Source organism: Dysgonomonas mossii DSM 22836 (assembly GCF_000213575.1).
Classification (GTDB): domain Bacteria; phylum Bacteroidota; class Bacteroidia; order Bacteroidales; family Dysgonomonadaceae; genus Dysgonomonas; species Dysgonomonas mossii.
Genome location: NZ_GL892010.1, coordinates 106,012 through 130,507, shown reverse-complemented (window position 1 = coordinate 130,507; position 24,496 = coordinate 106,012). Strand labels below are relative to the sequence as shown.

At 34.0% G+C, this 24,496-nt stretch carries 21 protein-coding genes; 10 read left to right on the top strand and 11 right to left on the bottom strand.

All coding sequences use genetic code 11. From position 1 onward, the window contains the following. Positions 1-10: 10 nt before the first annotated feature. The 6 genes from HMPREF9456_RS14425 to HMPREF9456_RS14400 form a co-directional block, all read right to left on the bottom strand. Positions 11-1,057, bottom strand: a complete 1,047-nt coding sequence (locus HMPREF9456_RS14425) for an efflux RND transporter periplasmic adaptor subunit (protein WP_006844290.1) — start codon at positions 1,055-1,057, stop codon at positions 11-13. Between the two features lie 193 nt (positions 1,058-1,250). Beyond that, positions 1,251-2,216, bottom strand: coding sequence for a patatin-like phospholipase family protein (locus HMPREF9456_RS14420; protein WP_006844289.1), 966 nt, complete (start codon positions 2,214-2,216; stop codon positions 1,251-1,253). Between the two features lie 33 nt (positions 2,217-2,249). Continuing rightward, positions 2,250-2,804 carry a 1-acyl-sn-glycerol-3-phosphate acyltransferase gene (locus HMPREF9456_RS14415; RefSeq protein ID WP_006844288.1) on the bottom strand — a complete coding sequence of 185 codons (555 nt, stop codon included), beginning with the start codon at positions 2,802-2,804 and terminating at the stop codon, positions 2,250-2,252. Between the two features lie 36 nt (positions 2,805-2,840). Next, positions 2,841-3,665, bottom strand: a complete 825-nt coding sequence (locus HMPREF9456_RS14410) for a helix-turn-helix domain-containing protein (RefSeq protein ID WP_245531036.1) — start codon at positions 3,663-3,665, stop codon at positions 2,841-2,843. A 132-nt stretch (positions 3,666-3,797) separates the two neighbouring features. Next, positions 3,798-4,493, bottom strand: coding sequence for a TetR/AcrR family transcriptional regulator (locus tag HMPREF9456_RS14405; RefSeq protein ID WP_006844286.1), 696 nt, complete (start codon positions 4,491-4,493; stop codon positions 3,798-3,800). A gap of 36 nt (positions 4,494-4,529) precedes the next feature. Then, positions 4,530-4,754 (bottom strand): winged helix-turn-helix domain-containing protein, encoded by a 225-nt coding sequence (locus tag HMPREF9456_RS14400; RefSeq protein ID WP_006844285.1) that lies wholly within the window; start codon positions 4,752-4,754, stop codon positions 4,530-4,532. Between the two features lie 196 nt (positions 4,755-4,950). On the opposite strand from HMPREF9456_RS14400, the gene HMPREF9456_RS14395 reads away from it, so the two are divergent. The 6 genes from HMPREF9456_RS14395 to HMPREF9456_RS14370 all read left to right on the top strand — a co-directional run bounded on the left by HMPREF9456_RS14395 (position 4,951) and on the right by HMPREF9456_RS14370 (position 11,607). After that, positions 4,951-5,850: a helix-turn-helix domain-containing protein gene (locus tag HMPREF9456_RS14395; RefSeq protein WP_006844284.1), complete on the top strand. Its 900-nt coding sequence runs from the start codon at positions 4,951-4,953 to the stop codon at positions 5,848-5,850. Between the two features lie 44 nt (positions 5,851-5,894). Then, entirely contained in the window at positions 5,895-6,107 is a 213-nt protein-coding gene (locus tag HMPREF9456_RS14390) for an NUDIX hydrolase (protein WP_006844283.1), read from the top strand. 595 nt (positions 6,108-6,702) lie between these two features. Beyond that, positions 6,703-7,443, top strand: coding sequence for a hypothetical protein (locus HMPREF9456_RS14385; RefSeq protein WP_006844281.1), 741 nt, complete (start codon positions 6,703-6,705; stop codon positions 7,441-7,443). A gap of 35 nt (positions 7,444-7,478) precedes the next feature. Then, entirely contained in the window at positions 7,479-8,837 is a 1,359-nt protein-coding gene (locus tag HMPREF9456_RS14380) for a TolC family protein (RefSeq protein WP_006844280.1), read from the top strand. 32 nt (positions 8,838-8,869) lie between these two features. Next, a complete protein-coding gene (locus HMPREF9456_RS14375) occupies positions 8,870-9,949 on the top strand; it encodes an HlyD family secretion protein (protein WP_006844279.1) in 1,080 nt (359 codons plus the stop codon). Continuing rightward, entirely contained in the window at positions 9,946-11,607 is a 1,662-nt protein-coding gene (locus tag HMPREF9456_RS14370) for an MFS transporter (protein WP_006844278.1), read from the top strand. The genes HMPREF9456_RS14375 and HMPREF9456_RS14370 overlap by 4 nt, the downstream gene beginning before the upstream one ends. Here the strand turns inward: HMPREF9456_RS14370 and HMPREF9456_RS14365 are convergent. The 5 genes from HMPREF9456_RS14365 to HMPREF9456_RS14335 form a co-directional block, all read right to left on the bottom strand. After that, a complete protein-coding gene (locus tag HMPREF9456_RS14365) occupies positions 11,600-12,466 on the bottom strand; it encodes an AraC family transcriptional regulator (protein ID WP_006844277.1) in 867 nt (288 codons plus the stop codon). The genes HMPREF9456_RS14370 and HMPREF9456_RS14365 overlap by 8 nt on opposite strands. A 1,002-nt stretch (positions 12,467-13,468) precedes the next feature. Then, positions 13,469-14,041 (bottom strand): polymer-forming cytoskeletal protein, encoded by a 573-nt coding sequence (locus HMPREF9456_RS14350; protein WP_006844275.1) that lies wholly within the window; start codon positions 14,039-14,041, stop codon positions 13,469-13,471. A 21-nt stretch (positions 14,042-14,062) separates the two neighbouring features. After that, complete coding sequence (locus tag HMPREF9456_RS14345) at positions 14,063-15,079, bottom strand: ParM/StbA family protein (RefSeq protein ID WP_006844274.1); 1,017 nt, start codon at positions 15,077-15,079, stop codon at positions 14,063-14,065. A gap of 59 nt (positions 15,080-15,138) precedes the next feature. After that, positions 15,139-15,516: a bactofilin family protein gene (locus HMPREF9456_RS14340; protein ID WP_006844273.1), complete on the bottom strand. Its 378-nt coding sequence runs from the start codon at positions 15,514-15,516 to the stop codon at positions 15,139-15,141. 461 nt (positions 15,517-15,977) lie between these two features. Continuing rightward, positions 15,978-17,339, bottom strand: coding sequence for a helix-turn-helix domain-containing protein (locus HMPREF9456_RS14335; RefSeq protein WP_006844272.1), 1,362 nt, complete (start codon positions 17,337-17,339; stop codon positions 15,978-15,980). Between the two features lie 177 nt (positions 17,340-17,516). Between HMPREF9456_RS14335 and HMPREF9456_RS14330 the strand changes: the two genes are divergently transcribed. The 4 genes from HMPREF9456_RS14330 (at position 17,517) to HMPREF9456_RS14315 (ending at position 24,135) form a co-directional block, all read left to right on the top strand. Further along, positions 17,517-17,723 (top strand): hypothetical protein, encoded by a 207-nt coding sequence (locus HMPREF9456_RS14330; protein WP_245531035.1) that lies wholly within the window; start codon positions 17,517-17,519, stop codon positions 17,721-17,723. A 570-nt stretch (positions 17,724-18,293) separates the two neighbouring features. Then, the gene (locus tag HMPREF9456_RS14325; RefSeq protein WP_006844269.1) at positions 18,294-21,587 is read left to right on the top strand and encodes a DEAD/DEAH box helicase; all 3,294 of its coding nucleotides are present in this window, start codon (positions 18,294-18,296) and stop codon (positions 21,585-21,587) included. A 156-nt stretch (positions 21,588-21,743) separates the two neighbouring features. Next, on the top strand, positions 21,744-22,493 hold the full coding sequence (locus HMPREF9456_RS14320; protein WP_006844268.1) for a hypothetical protein: 750 nt from the start codon (positions 21,744-21,746) through the stop codon (positions 22,491-22,493). Positions 22,494-22,998: 505 nt separating this feature from the next. Then, on the top strand, positions 22,999-24,135 hold the full coding sequence (locus tag HMPREF9456_RS14315; protein WP_006844267.1) for a site-specific integrase: 1,137 nt from the start codon (positions 22,999-23,001) through the stop codon (positions 24,133-24,135). Positions 24,136-24,496: the final 361 nt, after the last annotated feature.

The window sequence follows — 24,496 nt, the reverse complement described above, 5'->3', positions numbered from 1 at the left end:
ATCTATCTTTCTATTGTTTTTCAGATACAGTAACTATCGAGTTTGGGCTTATATTCTGGTAACCTTCGGTAATCAGAATATCCCCTTTTTGAAGGCCTTGTTCGATAATTACTCCGTTACCTATCAATTTACCTGGGATAATTTCCCGGTATACCGCTTTATCTTGTGCATCTTTTAGCCAGACGAAATGTTTTCCGGAAGCATCAGACTGGATTGATTTCAAAGGGACAATGATCAGATCATCGGCTGTATCTCCATTGGATAAATAAGCTTTGCAAACCATCCCCGGCATAATCTGTAAATTTTTATTGAGGATTTGTACCTTAATATCATACGTGTGAGATATGGGATGTGCAGATATTCCTTTTTCAACAATCTTTCCTCCAACAATCTGATTGTTCAATGCTGAGATCTTAACAGAACATGTTTGTCCTAGCTTTATCGCGGATATTTCTTTTTCAGGTATTGCAACTTTTATTTTGACCGTATTTATAGTCACCATATTATACACGGGAGATCCCGGAAATATATTAGCTCCTGCATCTGAATATCGCTTTGCAATGACTCCCGAGAAGGGAGCATACAGGTTGCAGTCCGAGAGACTTTTCCGGGCAATACGTTCAGCCGATTGAGCCTGAGTTAAAGCTGTTTTAACTTCGATGTATTTAATTTCAGGCAAACTATTGTTCTCATGCAATACCGTTAGCCTGTTATAAGCATCCTGTGCCTGGTTCAATGTGGCTTTAGATGCATCATACATACTTTGCAAAGAGGTTGTATTTAATCGAGCCAAGAGCTGTCCTTTTTGGACAAATTGCCCTTCCTGAAAGTATACCTGCTCTATATTACCTGCTGTCTGAAAGCTTATATCCACCGCATTCTCACCTTCAACAGAGCCTATATACTCTTGTTTATAATTACTGTTCTCTGAACTTATTTCCTGTATCTTTACAGGTATCTTCCGTTCTTCTTTTTTATCCTCTTTATTCACAGAGCAAGATATCACTCCAATGAGCAGCAAGCAATAGAAACATTGTTTTAAAACCAGTTTTTTCATACCTTAAATATGTTCTTATTATTATTTAATTTCAATGGCAAAGTTCTGTTTATTCCAATAAAAAGTTTTTATCAAAATTTAGGAAAACATGTTCAAAATTTTGTATTTCCCCAGTCGAGCCTAACTTTATTTATAACCAATTAAATCATAAGCCTTTCATAAAATACTGAACATCAAACCTATCCTGTTAAGTTTACTCGGTCGATCTGTTTGATGTCAGACTATTTAATACTGATGTCTTCTCAAAATAAGGTTGATTCCTTTTGTTATACTCGTAAATACTATTTCTTGTTGCAGTTCTTCCTTTTTGTATCAATTCTTTTGCTTTGTAGAACTCAAAAGTTCCGGCTGAATTTATTGGAATATCGATTATGATATCCGGCTTATTTAATTCAATAGTATTATTCGCATTCTTTTGAAGCATCAAACCAACAACCCTATTAATAATTGAGATATATCCCTGACTTTGTTCATTGCTTTTAGGGATAAAAGCAACAATCCTTTTTTTTATACTAATACTGATATTATATATATTCAGAAGCCTGCGAATATGAAAATCGTCATCCGGCTTATTCTCACCTATTTCTTGTTCATTTTTGATTGTTTCTTTTTCGAATCCATATAAATTGACTACAACAAGTATATCTCCTTCCTTTCGTTCTATCTGACTGATAGGGAGAGGATTCAAAACACCGCCGTCAACTAAAATCCTATTTTTTTCATCGACTGAAGTTATGATGGTTGGTATAGCAATTGAAGCTCTTATAGCCTTATAAAAACTTCCTGTTGTGAATGCTATTTCTTTATTATTAACAATATCGGTAGCCATTGCTACAAAAGGAATGTTCATATCTTCAATAAGCACGTCCTGGATATTCCGCTCCAGCTTCTTGAACACTTTATTAGCCTTGAGTACGCCACAATTACTCAATGTGAAATCCATCAAGTTAAAAACATCCAGCCGATTCAATGTACATATCCAGTCTGAAAATTCTTTTAATCTGCCCATTGCATGCATACCGCCCACAAAAGCTCCTATTGAAGACCCTGAAACAGAAGTTATAGTATAACCGTGTTTTTCTAATTCTTCAATTACACCAATATGAATCAATCCTCGGGCTCCTCCGCTTGACAGGACTAATGCTACTTTTTTTCCCATTAAAAATCTATTGAAACAAATCAGACGTTGTTATTATTTGCTTAATCTTTTGTCAAGTGCAAAATTTTCAGGATATTTCCCCTTGACATCTTTATACATATTATTAATTTTCAGCATAGCTTCATTAAAATTACCGATGTCTTCAATGATTCCTTTAACGCCAATTTCTTTTTTTGTATAATCCATATATCCGACAACAATCGGAACTTTTGCTTTGGTTGCCATATAATAAAAACCTTTTTTCCAGCGATCGGTTTTAGCCAATTGTCCTTCAGGTGATATGAGTATATGTAACTCCGGGCTGTCAAGAAATAGTTCAACAATCTGATTAATATATTTGCTGCTCCCATCAACCGGGATAGAGCCGTAAGCTCTAAAAAAGTATTTTAACGGAAACCTGAACAATTCTTTTTTTGATAAAAATTTGTAATGAACTCCTACCTTCATCATATAAAGTTTCCCAAACAGACCATCATAATAGCTGGTATGGGGAGCAAATATTAGTACACTCTTTTTGAAATCAGGAAAGTCTCCTATTATTTTCCATCCAAAGACATTGACTAAAATAAGTCTGGCAATTCTTTTCATCTTATTTCTTTTTCTGCACTAGTTATATAAAACCATCTAACTTTTATTGGGTTTTCTGTATTCTCGAGGGCTTAACCCTGTCCTTTTTTTGAAGAAGAAGCGAAAACAATTTGAATCCCGGAAGTTTAGTTTTCTTGAAATTGAAGTAATTGTCGCATTGGTTTCAGTTAATAAAGACTTGGCTTGCTGTAATATAAGCTCATCCAGCCATTCGGATATAGATTTTCCACTGGTTTCTTTAATTATTTTTGACAGATAGGCCGGAGTATAGGATAACTTTTCTGCATAAAATGAGGGCTCCCGTATTGGATAATATTGAATAAGCAATTTCCGGAAGCGAAGAAAAATAGCTTCATTCTCGGCAAGAGGAGTTGCAGATTCCTCATTTTTAATATATAAATCCTGGATTGCATATATCAAAGCATATAACATTTTTTTAGTCATCTCTATATGGTATGGATGATCTATCTTTATATATGGCTTAATTATAAAAGATCCGAATTCCAGTATATCTGTGGCTTCTTCTCTGTGAATCGAAAAAGATGGAGTAGAATTGAACCTTTCGATTCCTTCTACTTCTGAGAGAAATGCGTTAAGAACATCCCTGCTGAAGGTTACATGTAAAAATACGGTCAATAAATCCTGGCTTTTTTCAAGTACAAAAAGCTTCCTGTCTGGTAGGATTATACATATCGAATAAGGGTTAAGTATATACTGTTTCTTATCGATTTTTAGTTGAAGATTACCGTTTACACATAGAATAAACAAAATACCCTGGGAAATTGTAATTATCTTTTTTTCTATATTTTCTTTATGATTTATATTTATAACTGCACTTTTTTTTATATCCGGAAAATCCAATATCCGAAAAATTTCGGATACAGGGTAGACACTTGCTCCTGTATTGGTTATAAACCCGGATTGGAGTTGTATTTGTGATGTTGTATTCGCCATATTCAAATAAGTTGAATTTTATTAATAGTCACACTCTGTTTAATTGTCAAAAAATGATGATTTGTTTATTCCCAGCATCTTTTTTATCCAATGGCTATTCATTTCGGCGCGGCTTTCCATAAAAAGGTCGAAAACAAATATTTCTTTGATAGCTGCACTTTGCAAAGAAAGACTGCCTAATAAATAAGGGAAGACGCATAAACAAATGATATGGACAAATAAATCATAAGGAGATTGCTCGTCTCGCAGATTTCTTAATACATCGTCCTCCATCATTTTAAAATATTGATTCAGTAATGATTCTCTGGAATTCGTATATTCCTGATATTGTACAAAAAAGACAGAGGAAGGTAACTCACCCCCTAAATGCTTAAGATAAAATTGATTCACTTTTTCCGGATTATTCTCTATGTCATTAAGTATATACAGAGGTAGGTTACGGTTACCTGAGAGCATCTTATTAGAAAAAGCGCATATAAGGTCTATTTTTTGTTCGAAATTTGTATTCGGGTTATTGATTATATCCTTGACGCCTTCCAGAAGTTTTATTGTTGAATCTTTCATGACCGCCTCGAAAAGAGATTCTTTACTCTCAAAATATATGTTTATTACGGATGTGTCGATATTAACGGCATCCGCAAGATCTTCAATTCTTGTCATTTTCAGTCCTTTCTGGTGAAAGACTTCACGTGCAATATCTATTATTTTATTTTTTATGCTATCATTATATTCCATGAGCTGATTTTTTATATACATGAAATTTCCATATAATTAGTAGTACCTTTCATTGAATGAATTTACAAGTTCGACATAGGTTATGTCTTCCCGGATCAGAAACTTAATTTTATGTTCCCTTGCCAACCATCCCAATGCATAGAAAATCATTACATCTTTGTAATTTGTTAACTCACCAATCTCTCTAAGGGAAAGTTGTTCCTGCTCTGATAATATCTGCCAGATTACTCCGGCATTGATTCCAATATCATTTTTCAACATACGCTTGTAAATTTAAATGTCTCTTAAACCTGTTTGTTTTATAATTGATATCGATTATATATTTGTTGATTTCATATCTGGCACAAAGGTCGGATATTTAGATAAATAACTAATATTCATTTTTTGTGCATATATGTTCAAAATCTTGTTTTATTTAATATCTTCGTATTTTATTAAGAGATACATTCTAATTAATATGAATGAGATGAAATATGCAAAAATATCCATGGAGGATATTGTATGTCAAAATTCAATACCGGGGATACAGAATTTTATCATATCAGAAGAAAAAATATATGTTAAGAACTCTTCTGTCAATTTTCAAAATTCGTTCTTCGATCTGAAGTATCCGCATGTTTGCGAAGGGATTGGTTTTGCTATTTGTACAAAAGGAAAAGCAAGGGTCAGGATTAACCTTCGCGAATACCAATTAGAATCAAGCTCGATTATTGCATTGTTACCTAATTACATTATCCAGATTTTAGAGCAGGATGAGAATTTGGAAATTGAGTTTCTATTTTTCTCTTTTGATTTTGTTTCCGATATCAAAATGATTACCGAAGTTGAGTTTATTGAGAAAGTGCAACGGGCTACTTATTTGAGAATTGATGAAGAAACAGCTCTGGATCTTCTGGAATTTCATGCTTTCATTGTAAGGCAGTATAAAAAAACAAATTATGATGAAGCAATTATGAAGAACCTGCTGGTTGCCTTGATGAATAAAGTTTTGCTTATTCATCATGAATCAGGAAAGGGAGAAAAAATGGAGTCTTTGACACATAAAGAGGCGATATTTCAACGCTTTTTGGGACTATTATTCAGATGTTATAAAAAAGAACGTACAATTAAATTCTATGCCGGGGAGTTATTCCTTACACCCAGTCATCTAACAAAAGTGATTAAAGAAGCGAGCCGGAAATCTGTTTCCCAGTGGATTGACGAGATGGTTATTATGTCTGCTAAAGCCATGCTCAAAAGTTCGGACATGACTGTATCGCAAATATCAGAAGATTTAAATTTTTCAAATCCCTCTTTTTTCGGTACATATTTTAAAAAGAGAACAGGATATACTCCTTTACAATATAAAGAAAGCTAATGTTATAATATTTAGTCTATACTATAAAATATATTAATGGTTGGGTGCAGAAAGACGAAGATATAGATACTGCTCTGAGGATATTGAAAGGACGAACAGGGTTAGGCAGTGTATACCTTATGCAATTTAACGGCTTCGGAAAAGGAAACCAAACTAATAAAGAAGGAAATAAAATGATACCTGAAAATTTAGGTAAACATACAGATAAAATATTTCAGCTATTTGTCACCCGTTTTATTTCTACTTTACACTTGTAAGATATAAAGATATCATTATTGAAGATCATAAAAGTGATATTTACCCCTGAGTGATTTAGATCGTATTCCAAAACTTTACACCGGCCATAATGGTATGATAGAAAAGTCTATAAGTATTATTCAATCACTTATCGACTATTAGCTATTATCTAAAAAAATTATTCTTCCCGATTTGAGAGCAATTTATGGAGGCATACTTGGAGAACCAATAAATAAAGGCAACTTTTATAAAAAAAATGCTTTCTTTCAGTCTGATAAAAAACTTGATGAATGGAAAGTTCTGAACACGTATCCAAATCCTTATTTTCAATATGGAACTTATCTATTATAAGGATAAGTAAGATTGTCAATGCTTATATCAATAAATACTTTTCTTACAATTTAAAATTTACCTTAAGTCTAGGCTATGAACACACTACAATATTAGAAGACAATAAAGACTATTCAATAAACATTAAACATTGTCGATTTTCTATTATTCTCTATGTCAATCCCTATTGTATTTTGATGAGAATTGGAATAGTTTTAAGGAAAAATAGATCAGTAGTTTAACTCTGAATCATTATTTCTTTGCATTTAGAAAAATGATTTGCAGATGTATATAAATGCTATCGGATATTACAGAAGAGAAGATTGCTTGAAAAACAATATCAAGCACGAAATGCAGACTCGGGAAGAAGACATCCGATCTTACCACAATGCGATAATCCATTCGTTGCCACACCTTCCATATGATCTGACAGCAATAGATCTGATCATATTCATGTCGGATACAGGAGCCGATGAGATCCTCTGTTTTATAAAACAAGAGTTTAACTCATTGAATATAAATATATTAACAGCACTTCCAGACTCCACCATAATCAATTCTATTGAATTGATTAATTCATATTTTTTATCTAAGTTGTCAAACAAAGCATTACTGATTTACGTAGCAGAAGAGGTTGTCACTTGTTTCTTCTCGAATGAAAAGGTTGCAGCGAAAGAAGGTCGGGTGATCAGTATTTCTCATGCCCCTATCGAGCACAAACGATCAAGATCTTTATACATGAGTTATGCCAAGTCGATGTTGGAAATGAATGGATACTTTCTTTCCGATTTATCTTACTTAATATTTAATGATTCGACGGATAAAGTAATCAGAAATGCCATTAATTCTTTAAATATTCCGGAAGATAAGGTTTTAGTAAATACAGATAAACCAATAAGTAAACCCATTGACTCATTTTTAGCTTTAGCCCAAAACTATAAAAACTTTAAAACAAATGATCTTATTTATATCCTCGTTTTCAGGGAGCGTATCCTCATGGGTTCGTTCCTGTTGGAAATAGAATAAACATTATATTTTGAAATATGCATAGAATAAAAAATATGAAAAGATTATCACTATTTATTGTTACCACACTATTCTTCAATACATTTATTATGGCACAAGATAATATACTGACGCTGGATGAATGTATTAGGATAGGAATAGAGAATAACTTGTCGCTTAAAAGCCAATCGGAAGAAATCCGAAAAGCCGGCTACGAACACTCCGCAAGCCGGACCAAATTATTACCTGTAATCAACGGCTTTGGAAATTTTACAAATAATGTAGATGTAGGTACCAGTGTTACTGATGGATCCCGGATGGGAACCATGTTAGGGGTAGATATGCCCTATATGACAACACAAGGCTTGAGATACAATACCTCGGTAGGGGCACAACTCTCAATGCCTTTATATAACCAAACCCTCTATACGAGTATCTCTATAGCTGAAAAGATGAAAGAACTGACACACTATTCATACGAAAAGGCGAAAGAAGATATTACCATCGAAATATGCAAAATATATTATTTGGCACAAACAACCGTTGAGCAAATCCGTCTGACGGATGAAAATATAGCTCGCCTGAAAGCATTGGCCGATATAACCCGTGCTTTCTTTGACAACGGTATGGCGATGGATGTGGATCTGAAACGTGTTAATATCAATATAGAGAACCTGACCGTACAGCGCGAAAATGCAAAAGCAATGTACCAACAGCAACTGAATTTGCTGAAATATATTCTGGATCTGCCTTTAGAGTCTGATTTTGGACTCGTATATGTCAGTGCAGACGAAATGACTGTGCCTGAATTGTCCGGTTTATCGAAAGATCTGAACGAATTTAAAATACTCTACTCACAAAAAGATATAGTCGAAAAACAAAAGAAAGCTATTAATCAGGGCTACATTCCCACATTATCATTAGTGGGGCAGTTATCTTATACGAACTATACTGATCATTTTGATAATTATTTCCATTCCAATAACTCTAACAGCCTGAATAAATGGTACAATTCTTTTTATTGGGGCGTATCTCTCAATATCCCGATTTTTGACGGATTCAGCAAACAGTTGAATCGAAAAAAAGCAAATTCGGATTATATAAAAATAAGATTTCAGATTGAAGATACAGAGAAAAAAATGCAAACACAATATGATAATACAATTAATGACTGGTTGAATAATTATAGGAATTACACCAAACAAAAAGACAATTATTCGTTGGCCGGGGATGTATATAAAGTTACAGCCGACAGATATAAAGAAGGAATAGTATCCATGACTGAATTATTGCAGGATGAGATGAGGCTGACCGATGCGCAGAATAATTTTATCAATGCACATTATAGTTGTAGGATCACCGAGTTGCAGCTGTTGAAGTTAACAGGCAAACTGGACGAGCTTTCAAACAAATAAATTCCGTTTAATAATATTAAAAAAGAAATCATATGTCAGAGTCAAGCAATCATAAAAAGGAATTGAGAAAATTAAGGATACTACGTACCACCCGTTGGTTTATGAGTGCAATAGGATTAGTTATTATAGCCGTGGGAATCTATTTTGCAATTGATGTATTTCTCCATTTTAAAAGCAATGAGGTAACAAATGATGCCCAGGTAGAGCAATATGTTTCGCCTATTAATGTAAAAGTTCCCGGATATATCCATAAAATTTATTTTATCGAACATCAGTTTGTAAAAAAAGGAGATACGCTGCTTGTCATAGACGATCGCGAATACCAAATAAGGCTAAAAGAAGCCGAAGCTTCTTTGCAAGATGCAATGGCAGGCTCACAGGTTATAGATGCCAGTGTAAATACATCGAAAAGTAATATTATAGTTTTCGATTCGAACATCGAAGAAACGGAAGCAAGATTGAGAAAATTAGAAACCGATTATACGAGGTATCGGAATCTATTGTCTCGGAATGCAACTACACCGATACAAGTGGAACAAATAAAAACAGATTTAGATGCTACAACTGCTCGTTTGAATGCACTCAAACAACAGAAAAGGACAGCAGAATCGTCTTCTGACGAAGTCCGGAAACGGAGAGGAAACTCAGAGGCTTCTATCCTGCGGGCCTCGGCAGCATTGGATATGGCTAAGCTCAACTTGTCATATACAGTTATTACTGCTCCCTGTGACGGGTTTTTAGGACGCAGGGCATTAGAGGAAGGGCAACTGGTCAATGCCGGGCAAAATATGACATACATCATTCCCAATACCCAAAAGTGGATAGTGGCAAATTTTAAAGAAACACAAATTAAGAATCTGTATATTGGACAAGATGTGACTATTACGATTGATGCATTTGACAAGAAAGAGTTTAAAGGAAAAGTTACAGAAATATCTAATGCTACCGGAGCAAAATATTCGCTGGTGCCGGCAGATAATTCGACGGGTAATTTCGTGAAAATACAACAACGGATTCCGATACGTATCGAATTTGACAATCTGTCGTCCGAAGATAATATGAAGTTAGCCGCCGGAATGATGGCCGTAGTAAATGCAAAAGTAAAGAAATGAAAAGATCGAATTTCCCTTTTCATAGCTGGGTTCCCAAACCGCTGGGCATATTTATTTATATTCTCATGTTTGTCCCCGCTTTATTTATCAGTGGAGCTTATACAAGTAATGTAGGCGAAATGGTAGGTAGCCTGGGCATCATGACCGAACATATACAGTATGCCAATTTTGCCACAGCCGTGGGGATGGTTGTTTTTACGCCGTTCACAATTCTGTTTCTGGAAATAAGGCGTTCCAAAATGACTTATCTGCTGGGACTAACGGTTTTGGTCATAATAAGTTATATCTGTGCCCGAACAACTTCGATACCAATGCTTATGATATGTAGTTTTTTCACGGGATTCATCCGTATAATACTTATATTCAATACATTGTTCGGTCTATTGGGCTATATAGCGGGAAGAGACATCGTACCATTGCTGAAACCTTCGACAGAGCAGAGACCTGAAGAAATGGAAGAGAAATTCGAAAAAATAAAGGCGATGGCATTGCCTTTTTTATACTTGTTTTTTCTGACGGTAGGCCAGCTCGGCTCATTTGTTACAGCATGGCTAGCCTTTAGCTTTCAGTGGCAGTATGTGTACTATTTTATGATTGCAATAGCCCTTATTAGCCTCTTATTGGTAGAGGTCACCATGGTCTATCAGAAAAGAATAAAGCCCATACGCCTGACTCTGATTAAATTTGGAGATACCGTATGTGCGTCACTGTTATTATTATCATTTAGTTTCATTTTTATATATGGCAAAACACTGGATTGGTTCGACAGCCCGCTGATAAATTACTCTTTAATTATATTATTTATATCTACTGGTGTATTTCTCATTTTAGAAATGTATGGTAAGAGACCTTATTTAGACTTAAAGATATTCTCTTTCCGGAATGTCATCATTGCATTGTCTGTGTTTGTTATGCTCATGGTATTGAATTCTAGCTCGATGCTTGTGAGTACATTTGTCGGCATATCGATGAAAATTGATAATTGGCAGAATGCAGTATTAAGCAATTATAGTTTGGTGGGGTATATGATTGGAGCCATAATTGCTTTTTTGATGGCAAAATGGAACATGCACTTCAAATACATCTTTAGCATAGGTTTCCTGTGTATAACAATTGCTGCGGCATACATGTATTTTCAGGTACAAAGCATGGGATTATACGAAAATATGATTTTTCCTGTTATTATTCGTTCAGCAGGCATGCTTATTCTTTATGCTATGGCCGGCATTTGGGGGATGCGCAAATTGAATATGGCATATCTCACCACCTGGATATTTGTAATGTTAGCCTTCCGTTCGGTTATAGGACCTGTTTTAGGTACATCTTTATACACAAATGTATTGAATGAAAAGCAGTTGTATTATGCCAGCCGGTTATCTCAAAACGTAGACATGCTCAATCCTGAAATTGCAGGAACGTTTACGCAAACCCAAATGGGCAGTATGCTGCAAGGCAAAAGTGTAGAAGATGCTCAGATAATGGCGACACAATCGGTAAAAGGGCGAATACAGATTCAAACCACTTTGGCGGCGTTAAAGGAGATATCGGGCTGGACTATTTACGGTGGAGTTGTCTGTATCGTTGTCGTTCTCCTGATACCTTATTCACATCACAGGCACGGCAAGAAAAATGATAAAAAAAAGGCGGAAGTTAACTGATACGGTATTCCTTAGGTGTCATGCCTGTATGTTTTTTGAAATATTTGGCAAAGAAAGACGGATTGGTGAAATTAAGTGTATCTGAGATTTGCAATATAGTTAAATCAGAATTCTTCAGTTGTGCTTTGGCATCCAAGATTACTGCTTCATTTATCAGATTCAGAGCAGACTTACCTCTGATATCTTTTATTACAACACTGAGATATTTGGCTGATATACATAGTTTATCGGCATAGAAGGAGATTACTCTTTCTTCTCTGTAGTTCTTCAATAGACATTGTATAAATTGATGGCATATTGTTTCCTTTCGGTTTCGTATTCCTTTGTCATCCCCGGGTTTTACTGTTTTTTTCAGTTTGATTTCCCATATCCGTAATAGTCCGTAAATGAGAGTTGACATTAGCCCTTGAATGACTTCTGTTGCAGGACTAGACCGCTGTCTTTCGTATATCCTCTGAAATATTTTACAATAATCCAAGAATAAATCCCGGTCTATTTTCGATTCGATATTTAATACGGGATTATCCATAATAGTAGATAAATGAGGCATAATCGATTGGATCAGGCCTATATTATTCATATATCCCGGTATCATGACCAAATAGTATGCATCGAACTCATCACTATAGTTATTCATCTGAATGATACTATTCGGAAAAACAGTGACTATCGATTCTTCAGTAATTGTGTAATTCTCTAAATTAATAGACATCTCACATCTACCTTTAAGGATAATCATAAATAATCCGGCGTTTAATCTGGCGGGGTATTTATATTTCTCTATTTGCTCTTTCTTCAGGTTGGAATAAAAAGAAAACTCTTTAGGTAATACCACAGAGCGTATATTCTGAATTTTCATTATTAGAAATTTGAATTAATCATCAAAGATATATTTTCTTCTCATAATAATTTACATCAATTATGTAAAGAACCTTTGCATATACAAAATATACCCAGCAAAGAATAGAAACATCTAAATCAAAAATCGGTAATTAACTGCAAAATCAATAATAAGTAAAAGACAAAATTTAATGTCGTATTTTAAAATTATAACTAACAGAGCTATATTTGGATGGACCATAAATAGTTCTGCAGACTTAAAAATTCAAATATTTATATTTCCGCCTTTATATTATTTTTTTTTAATAAGTAGGAGCCTACTCCCGATAAGCTGTCCGGTTATAGCCAATCCTATAAAAAGCGGAATTGCTATTTTAGGTGTATCTAACCAAATTCGCAAAGGTATAATTAATGGTATGGAGGCGTGTATCATAACCCACCACATGATTGTCATTTTTTTGAATCGTGTCCTATACTTTCCAAGGATTATATTGATACTCAATGCTGAGACAGCAACAATTAATATATTCACTTTGATTTATTTTTGTAAGTAAAAAAAGCTAGATCATACATCTCCGAATCCCAGGAAAAAATAAACCGGAATAAGTATATAACCGACCATAATCAGATGGGAATAAATTACGGCAATTGTTTTTAGGCGGGGAATCCATTTGTTGTTGGTTACCCCGATTGATTGGAACATACTCCAGAATCCGTGAGTTATATGGAAACACCTGGCTATCAGTGAGATTGAGAAAAAAAATGGACTCAGCCTGTTTGGTACTGGAGGATTATTTTTAATCAGTTTTTGGTTATCTTTGGAGAAAGAATGAACCGATAAAAGAAAAATTCCTTCAAACTCCTCCGCTTTTTTTTGGGGGGGAGATTTGAAAGAATTTATATGATAAAGCTTCAACCTTGTAGTTGACCCTTACACAAAATTAGGGATAGTCCCAAGTAGGAGGGATGTCCCCCCTCTCCAAAACAAAGTTTTTCTCTAATACCTTTTCTGTAACCTATTTCACCACCAATCATCATTCTTATCTACGAATTGCACAGGAGATGATTCAGGCTTTTTTACATCTATAATTTCCTGTTCTTTCGTCAAAGTATTAATGCTGGGAATAAAAGCACTTTTTAACGGGATGTCTGCTTCTGAACTAAAAATCTCCTGAATTTCGGATATATCCCTCTTTAATATAATCTTTTCAGCTTCTATTATTTTAGCAACTAATGTTGAAACTTCTACTTTCGGTGCTAATAACACAGCTCCATTAACTTTGCATCCAGTTTCCATAACAGCTTTTTGGGCCATGATTGAACCTTTGATAATGGCCGAGCTTCCTAGCCATAAATTATTTGCGCAACGCACATTTCCTTCAACTACACCATTGATGCAACAGTCCATAGCAGTTACGTCTCCTTCCACGCTCGCAGAAAGATCTATCGTTGCTGTACCCTTTACAAAGAAGTCCCCCGTTTGCATTCCTGTAAAACGAAATGCACCCAAAACAATTATATCCTTATATAATACAACTACTTCTGCAACATCTTCTTTAATTATTTTGACTTTCTTTCGTTTGATTAGAAACATTTTTTATGCTCTGTATTTATACTATTCACCTACAAAATTCGTCACGATTGTAGTTGCATTCCCTATATCAATACCAATTGCTGATTTGGGTTTGCCACTTGCTCGTAATGAATTAAGAGCATACCCTTTACTTGCCAATGTTTCTGGATTATCCAATACAGTTATTTCAGTAAAATGCCCAAACTCTGCGATAAAACAGTCGACTAACTCTTGATAATACATAGCACCGCCACATAAGTAGATACGATTCGTTTTCACAAGATTGGAATCATTAATAATATTACGGAGATTAGGAGAGACGACTTCTTGATAGTACGTCTGAATCACATTTTTACGAATTTCTCTTAAATCTATATTCTGACGATTTAGAAAAATGTATCCACGTTGGAAGGCATCGTCAAGCTGGTGTACATTTCTCAGTTCCAGATAATACTTACTCCTTAATTCGTTTATCATCAGATTTACAGCATAACGAATTCCATGTGTACTTACCATCGTCTGTTCTATGATCCCCGAATCTGTACTTAAAATAGACTCGAATGTTCCAAAACCACAACTAAAAACAAAGAAACTACCTGAAGCTTTAGGCTCTCCTTTACGTATTGCGATTGTACATCCTACAATCTCTGGAATAACTTCGACCTTCTGTACATCCAGTACAACTTTTTTCTTATTCCCCGCATTATGAGTAGATGCATCATAATCTAGTAAATGGGTTCTTTTAAAGAATTCAATCGCTTTATCTTTATAGATATAGTAAGTTGAATAAGGAAAGCCAGTCGTAATTATTATCGGCTGTTCTACTCGATCTTGAACTAATAAGATTGACGCTTTCGCAAGAAGTTGAAAATCAGTATCATCAGGGGAAGAATTTATCAGTTTATGAGGTAGCTGCCCTTCACTCAAGGCTAAATCTCCGCAAATATACCATTTGTCATTATGCAGAACCTTCAAACCATGGAGTAGATCTTTGGAGGTTTGGGATAAGACAGTGTTATTGATTTCAACTAAACTCGGAAAGGATTGGATTTCGTACATAGTTTTTTTTATAAAAGTGTTTAACAATTAAAAATTTACAATACTAGAATTATATACTATTATATATTTTCAGGAGAGGATGGACCCATTATTATTTCGCCATCATATATAGCGCCATGATCCAGATTCAAGCTATGGGTCATAAGTTTGCCTGTTATCTGGCCTGAAGATCTTATAGACACAGATTCAGATGCTAGAATATCACCCTCAATATGACCAAAAACAATAAGTTTTTTTGTAGTAACATTTCCCTGTATTCTCCCTGTCTCTCCTACGAGAACAGTATCCGCTTGCCGTATATCTCCTATTATCATTCCTTCTATACGAATAGCCTTTGCGTTATCAATAGATCCATGAATAACAGAATGCTCGCTAATAACTGATATCATTAGAGCCTGATCTGGTATATTTTCTCCGTAATTTTCGTTTGAACTCATGGTTAATTGTTTCAACAAAATCATATATAAATGCAATGTTTCATTCAGACGCTACAATTAAGAAGACAGTTTCTTTGTAGCTCTAATCTTCGTTTGATAAAAGTATAGATACTCAATCTGTCCTGCAAATAGACTATTTGCTATGCATAAAAAAGTATTTGCTCTTGGTAAAAAGATTACTGCTTTCGTTTTTATAGTATTCTCAACCTGTATTTAGATACTCTCAATTACCATTTGAAGACAGATCAGTAAAGATGTTTATATAATATGGAAAATGATGCTTTGTTATGAAAACCTCAGAAATTGCCTTTAGCTGTTGTAAGTAGGACAGCTTCATTGTGTGATAATTGTGAAAATATATTGATTCTGTAAAGATAAATAGGCAATTGAAAACTATCTGTTTAAATTAGAGTTGAGATATGACAGCAATCTATTTAATGTGGTATAGAGTAAATTTATAATTAGAATGAAGGCTCATTATATTTTTCCGCCATTTCTTTGTTGCGCCATTGCATAGGACTACAATTTGTTTCCCGAGTAAAAGCTCTACCAAATACAGAAAGAGAACTAAATCCTGACAGATCTGCAATAGAAGTGATGTTCAAATCGGGACGGGACAACAACAAATTTTTACTCTCCGCAATACGATAACGCATTACAAATTGATAAAAGCTCTCGCCGTATCCTTCATTAAATAAACGTGAGAGATAGCTACGATTCAGTGGTAGTATTGCCATTGCATCCGTCAATTTAAAGTCTTTGCGCAAATACGGCTTTTCAGTCTGCATCCATAATTCCAATTTACACATATACTCTGGTAGTTTATTGACAAATAAAAGTTTTGTACTTAAGTCATTCTCTGATATATCGATCTGGATATCCTTACACTTGCATTCCTCATCAAGCTCCATTGCCTCTCTGGCCCCAAGTTTAGCCTCATCTAAGCTCTCTTTGAAATAACCTTCGGGATAAGGGCTTTTGCGTAATAGAACACGATAAAAACCATACAAGAAAAAGAATAGAAAAATAATATTATGCATCAAAATACTACGAACATCATTGCTAAATACAATGATCCCGCATGAAAGTGTAATGACAAAATTGCTAAAAATATAATCACTTAACCATTTTACATCCATGTCTTCTATTGATGCGTAGTTATTTTCGCACCATTCTTTATATTTATTCTGATATCGAAGCATAATCGTTAATCCTAAAATTGGATAAGCAAGTATAAGTAATCCGAACCACACATTAAAGTTCCAAAAATTATGAATCAAGAATATCCAATTGTTAATCGCTGGTACTGGCATCGGCACATTCTGTATTCTTGACACAAACAGATACACTCCTACGACAACAATGATAGGAAGAAACAGTAATAGCGCTCGCCTCAACGTAAGCCATCCTGGGCGAAAGGATTCTATAGGATACAAGAGGAATATATAAGCATAAATGGCTCCGTAAATAAGCATGGGAATCGACATAAATTTATATTCGACTACCCCTACATATCCGGTGATTAGGCCATTGATAAGAGAAAGTAAATTGGTCAAACCAACCATGAACATCAAAAAGGCAAACAGTATCCGAGCTCGCCCCCCGTTTGTTCTTATCATGAGCATCATCACCCCACCTAAGCATAGGATACATAACATCGACATTATTGACCGACGGGTATATCGAAAAGATTCCAATGAAATTTGCATTAGAAAGTAATGCCCAATAACGACAAGGACTAAAATTAAGATATAACTAATAATCCGCTTATATTTCGAAGAATATTTTAATTTACCGTTTACCTGCAAAAAACAATGAGACATAGCTTCGTTTTTTTATGCAAATATAAGAGAATTTCACTATCCCTGTAATAGCTTTTCCTCTTGTATTAAGGAAATGAAATTAAATAGGTATTGAAATTAATTCCATATCGTTTTATAAAATGAATAAAGAGTTTAATTCGGGTCAGGTATGCAATCAAAAATACTGTTTTTTTATAAATGAAGCATGTTTGTATGCAAACTCTGGGAAGTTGGGAAGATCAAAAGACCCGAGACAAAAATGAAGAGATAGATCAGGATGCAAAAAAGATGTACTTTGCGGTCATATCTCCTATTAAGTCGGATAAGAAAAAGCTACAAGTGGCGTTGTATCAATACCGTTATGGAAAGCATTCCCTAAAAGATAGCAAAGAAATAAATCGATAAGATCCCAGCTTCAACAAGATTATCCACGCCAAGCGTTTCTTTCTTCTAGAGGAAAAGTACTTCGGATAGATATCTAAAATTAGAGTAAAAGCTTGCAGTATCGGCTTTAGCAAGTATTTCATTATTAAGTTCTTGCTTTTTCAACAGTGAATAGTCATATTTACATATAATTTTTTGAATAACATTATGTTGCCACACATATGGCTGAGTCTTTTTCATATGCTGCCTAATCGCTACCTGCGTTATATTGAAAGAATAATAAACACCGATAATAAGCTATTTAGGCAAAAAAATGACGGTCTTGCTCAGATCACTTTAAGTTCTTCCCTCGGTTCTTAAATTGTTGTGTTCTGAGATTAATCAATTCAGTAAACTATATCCTTCATAATTTCCTACTATTTTGATAGTTTTTACTAAAAAACTTTCCTTCTAAGATGGTCAAATCTCATTCGTTTCTAATTTAAAAAAGTCTACAGAAACTCTATTAACATGTTGATAATTTCGTTTGTAAATCTCTATATTTATAATAGTTTTGATTATTTTTATGGTGTAACAATCTAAAATCTAATTATGTATAGTTTATTTCCAGACGAACACGTATATATTGATTTTTCCGTCAAGATTTCTATTCCAGTCGGAAAAAACAAAAAGAGCTACTATATCGGTAAAGAAAAAGGTATCCTTAAAAAGTATATAGGCGAAGACTTTCTAGGCTATGATTTTCGTACGATGAATGGATTTATCTATTTTCTTTCAAAGAATAAAGATAAATATCCAAAAGAAGGTTTTGATGCTGTATTTTATCTTCAATTAGATGAGAATCAAAAACTATCTTTAGAAATTATTCAAAATTGTAAGAAGAAACTTCTTATAGGCAAACATCCATCTTATTCTAAGATAGCCTCGTCATGGCATAATGCATTTCAATACAAACAAGAGAAACGAAATGAAATAGGTGACATTGTACAATATGGGCTACGCCCACCACAAATCGGTGCATTACATTCCATTTTAGCACATTGGAGTATTTCAAGTAAACCAGCTTTGGTTATAATGCCAACAGGAACAGGGAAAACAGAGACAATGATTTGTCTATCAATAGCAAATCAAAATGAAAGAACACTAGTTATTGTTCCAACAGATTCTTTACGGACACAAATTTCCAATAAATATATAGGGTTGGGTATTCTGAAAATTGAACCATTTGAGGTTGTAAATGATTCAGCTCTCTATCCTAAAGTATCTGTACTTAAAACAACCATTGATACGATTGAAGATGCAAAGAAAATATTAGATGCTAATGTAATTATTTCTACACCTCAAATCTTGACTAATCTTCTTAAAAATGGAAAAAGTGATATTTTCAAGTTGATTGTTCAGCAATGCAATAATTTGATTGTAGATGAAGCCCATCATATTGCAGCAAAAACATGGAAAGAAATAAAATTAAATTTTGAGGCTGAGGGAAAACCAGTATTACTATTCACCGCGACACCATTCAGAAATGATGGAGGCCGGATTGAAGGAGAAACTATATATAACTATCCTCTATCTTTAGCGCAAAGAGACAAATATTATGAGAAAATCATATTTAGCCCTATTGTAGATTTCAATCCCGCTACAGCTGATGAAAAAATTGCAGAAAAGGCTATTGAAACACTAAAAAGAGACCTTGAAGCTGGATATGACCATATCTTAATGGCTCGTGTAGATGAGAGATCGAAAGCAGAAGAAGTTTACGAGCAGATATATAAAAAATACTCGGAGTATTCTCCTGTATTTATCCATAGTGGTATATCAAAAACTTTGCAGCGGGAAATACTTGAAGGTATTAAAGAAAAAAGACATCGAATTATTGTTTGTGTAGACATGCTTGGAGAAGGGTTTGATCTTCCTCAATTAAAAATTTGCGCAATGCATGAGATGCATAAAAACATTACCACGTCATTTCAGTTTATTGGAAGGTTCACAAGAACAACTGGAAGTAACCTTGGTCCGGCTACTATTATAGCTAACATCGTCGATAATAGCTTTAAAGGAGTGCTAAGCGAATTGTATCGTAAAGATTCGGATTGGGACAAAATCATAAGCCAATCAAATGAAGATATTATTGGAAATATTGTCAAGGAAGAAAATTTCTTTAAAAATTTTTCTGATGTGCCAATACCATACAAAATTCCAATACGAAACATTATGCCTGCTATGAGTACTGTCGTTTTTAAATTATATGACAGTAATGTCCTGTGGCACCCTGAAAAATATATTGAATATTTCAAAAATAAAAAATATGAAACAATTGCAGTTGAGCATAATAAAAAGAATTTACAGATAATTATAGCACGAAGTACGGAAAAAGTTCCTTGGGGAAAAATCGACGACTTAATTAATACCGAATATGACCTATACATTGCATATTTGAATCCTGAACAGAAACTTTTATATATTAACAGTTCTAATAATGGTTCTACTCATGATAAACTCGCAGAAGCACTAGTTGGTAAAAATATTTCTCTTTACAATGAAGGTGACATATATCGGGTTTTGCATAATGTATTTCAATTAGAGTTGTTTAATCTTGGATTAAAATCCCATTTGGATGGTCCGATTAGTTTTACAATGTATGCCGGAAATGGAATAGTCAAAGGACTGAGTGAAATTGATAAAGGAATGCATAGTTCGAATTTATTTGGTACAGGTTATGAGGATGGAGAAAAAATAACGATTGGCTGCTCAAATAAAGGGCGTGTTTGGACAAAGTTGGTTAAATCAATTCCTGATTATTGTGAATGGTGTGATAAGACTGGAGTTAAACTGTTAGATGAAACGATTGATACAAAAAATATATTCGATTTTATTCAAAAACCTGAAAGAATATCTAAATTCCCGGAGGCGAAAATTCCAATATCTATTAAATGGCATGAGAAATTTTATTATGATCCACAATCAGCAGTTTGCGGATCTAGTTTACTAATAGACCATAGTATTCAGTTGATGGACTATACCTCTAATACTGTTGAATTTGATATTATTATAGGAACTGGGGCTTCTTCATATAGGTTGGAATTAGATGAGGATAAGAATGGACGTGGATATAGATATACCCTCATTAAAGGTAATCCAATTATTGTAAATCAAAGAAAAGAAAGCAAAAACATTACTGATTTGTTTTTTGAATACCCTCCTACAGTATGGTTTCAAGATAACTCGAAAATGTACAATGACTTATTCTTCTTGTTCAATTATAAATCATCAATTTTTGATACAGATAAGATAATTCCATATAATTGGGATGGTATTGATATTACGAAGGAATCTCAGAAGAAAATCAAGCGAGAAGATTCAATACAGCATCGAATACTTGAAGGATTGAAAGATGAACCAGAGTATAATATCATTTTTGATGACGACGATGCAAATGAAGCAAGTGATATTATTGCAATCAAAGGATATGAGTCAGAACATAATAAGCTCATTTTTGAATTATATCATTGCAAATTTTCATCTAAAGATGAAGCTGGAGGACGTTTAAAAGATTTATATGAAGTATGTGGGCAAGCTCAACGAAGTTATCATTGGAGACACAATGCAATAGAATTGTTGAACCACATGAACCGCAGGAATAGCAACCGGCTTGCACAAGGAAATCCGTCAAGATACGAGAAAGGTGGAGACGATGAATTACTTATAATCCAAAATATGTTGCTTTCTAATTATTGCGATATTGAGTTTCATATATATGTTGTTCAGCCAGGGATAGAGAAGACTAAATTGGCTAATAGTTCGGAGTTACTATCATTACTTGGTGCAACCGATTTGCTTTTAAAGAGAACAGGGAACGGATTTTATATAATCACGAATGAATAATTGGCTATGACTGATAATAATAAAGTTATTTGTCAATTATGTAAACACAGCCAAAGCCACTAAAATAAGTTCCTATATAAGTTGTATTGAATAAATACTCAATCATCTTTTTTTCTATTCTTTGTACTCTTACAGATTAAAATATTGCAGTGTGCTATGAAAGATAAATGTTACCTTATAAAAAGCATCTCTCCCTATATTAGAAGAGGAGATACATTAGAACTTGTCAATAAGTACCTCTATGTATCTATTAATGAGGATTGGGAATACGCTCCCAATATTGAAATTAGTTATAGTGAGGAATATAAATCAGAAGTAACTTTAGCTAGTGAATATGCGAAGGTGAAACGTATCATTCCTGAAATATTCAATTCATATTATACAAGTACAATTCGTAAATTGAGTGAATCTTTTTCAGAAAATGGAGAGTATTACTTTAAATATAGCATAAAAGCCTGTAATCTATATCTTTTTACAGATTCTAAGCACGTAACTATAGATATTAATAATGATATAGATAATTTTTATTGTAATTTTTCCCGATATAGGGGAATTCGAGGACGAAATACAGCAAGGAAAGAATTAGATACTTTGCCGGAAGAGGTGATGAGGCAACTCTTCAATCTAACAATAGAATTATTGCATGATCCGCAAAATCTCAAGAATTTGAAAGACGAATATTACAAGCAATTAAGTTTGTTAATAGAAAATAGAGAACCTATTAAGGGTCTTATTCTAAATGCAGATATTGTTTTTAATGAAGTACGAACCCAGATTATTGATAGAATAGAATCTATTGAAAATAGGATGATTAATTTTGATGATACAGTAGGCAATCGGAATGAATTAAGAGGAGAATTGAAAGGATTAAAATATTGTCTTAAAATTCTTGATAGCAATAGATAATATATGGGCCTATTCGACACTGTCTAACATGAAAAAGATATAAAGATGAAGTAGATAAGTCATTATTTCTCACTATCTTTGTTCCTAGAGATAAGGCGGACGATTCATAGACATGAACTGCTTTGAATGCTGTGAAAAAGCGTTACTAATTAGTAACCAATAGCTTCTTTGAAATTATAAAACACTGTATAGTATGACATAAGGAGAAAGGTTCACAAACCTCTCTCTCCGCTGAAAGGTCTGGACAAAAACAGACAGAAAACGGACAAAACCCTACAAGTCAATAACTTGTAGGGTTTTTTATTTGTTATATGTCCTTCCTAAAGGACACGAAAAAGCCTTAAAAAGACACACTTTTGTGCCTAAATCGTTACCCTTTCTTCTCTGGACAAAATAGGTAACGATTTGTCTGAAAATGACCTCTTGCTGTCCAAAATTGGACAGTCTGTATATATCTCACTATTAATTCATTAAAAGTAATTTTGTAACATTAAAAAGTGAGATTATGAAGAGTACATTCAAAGTCCTTTTTTACCTAAAAAAAGGTGCTGAAAAGCGAAATGGAGAGGTTATGATTATGGCAAGAGTTACCGTTGACGGAAAAATTAGCCAATTCAGCACAAAACAAAGCATCCTCCCCGATAACTGGAGTGTAAAGGCTGGCAAGGCAAGCGGAAAGTCTGCCGGAAAAATCAACGAACTGCTGGATAATATTAAAGCATCCCTGAATCGAATCTATCACGAACAACAAAGGCGTGATAACTATGTAACTGCCGAGAAGGTTAAGAACGAGTTCTTAGGGCATACTGAGAATCATGAAACTGTATTAAACCTGTTTGAAAGGCATAACAACGATGTCAAACAGCTTATTGACATATCCAAATCAGCATCTACTTATCAGAAGTATGAAGTAACCCGAAAACATTTAGAAAGCTTCATCCAACACAGATACCGCCTGTCTGACGTTGCCTTGAAGGAAATCAACCTGATGTTTATCACTGATTTTGAAGTTTATCTAAAAACGATTGGAAAGTGCAATGCTAATACCACAGCCAAGTTCATGCAATTCTTCAAGAGGATTATCCTGATTGCCCGAAATAATGGTTTACTTGTTGGTGACCCGTTTGCCAACTATAAAATCCGCTTGAGCAAAGTGGATAGAGGCTACCTGACAGAAGATGAAATCAAAAAGATTCTTGAACTAAACCTTGTCTCTGAAAGGCTCGAACATGTCAGGGATTTATTTATTTTTTCATGTTTTTGCGGTTTATCCTACATAGATGTAGCCGGACTTAAAGAAGAACACATCCGCAAATCATTTGACGGGAATCTGTGGATTATGACCAAACGGAAGAAAACTGGAGTTGATGTAAATGTACCTTTACTAGAAATCCCTAAAATGATTCTGAATAAGTATAAAGGGAAACTTCCATATGGAAAAATACTTCCTGTTATCAGTAATCAGAAGTTGAATTCATATCTGAAGGAAATCGGCGACCTATGCGGGATACAGAAGAATCTTACGTTTCACACAGCAAGACATAATAAAGCCCATTATTATCTATTAATCAATCGATTACGTAGCATTCGCCTTTCGACAGGTAACGATTTAGAAACCAGCTTAGTTCTTAGATATGCTTAATTTCCTCACTATACAAAGAGCGACTTATTCTTTGCAAAGATATAAAATGCTTTATTCTAATGTTTCTTTTTCTGTACTTTTTTCTAATTTTCACTTGAAGAAGTTGGTCGCAAACTATAGATAAGAATTCTGTTGTATATGAACAAGCATTTCTATACAATTTCCATTTCTTCAAAAGGTATTCTGCATGTCTTTTGGGGTTTTCTAAGAATATATACTTTCATATGCTCCCTTATTATTTCAGAATTTTATTACTTTCAGCGAGATTCAGGTTGAGAGTATTACTAAAATGATCGAATATATCAATGTTTATGCTAAAGTTATAAATAAAAAAATGAAAATATTTTAATAAGATATTACA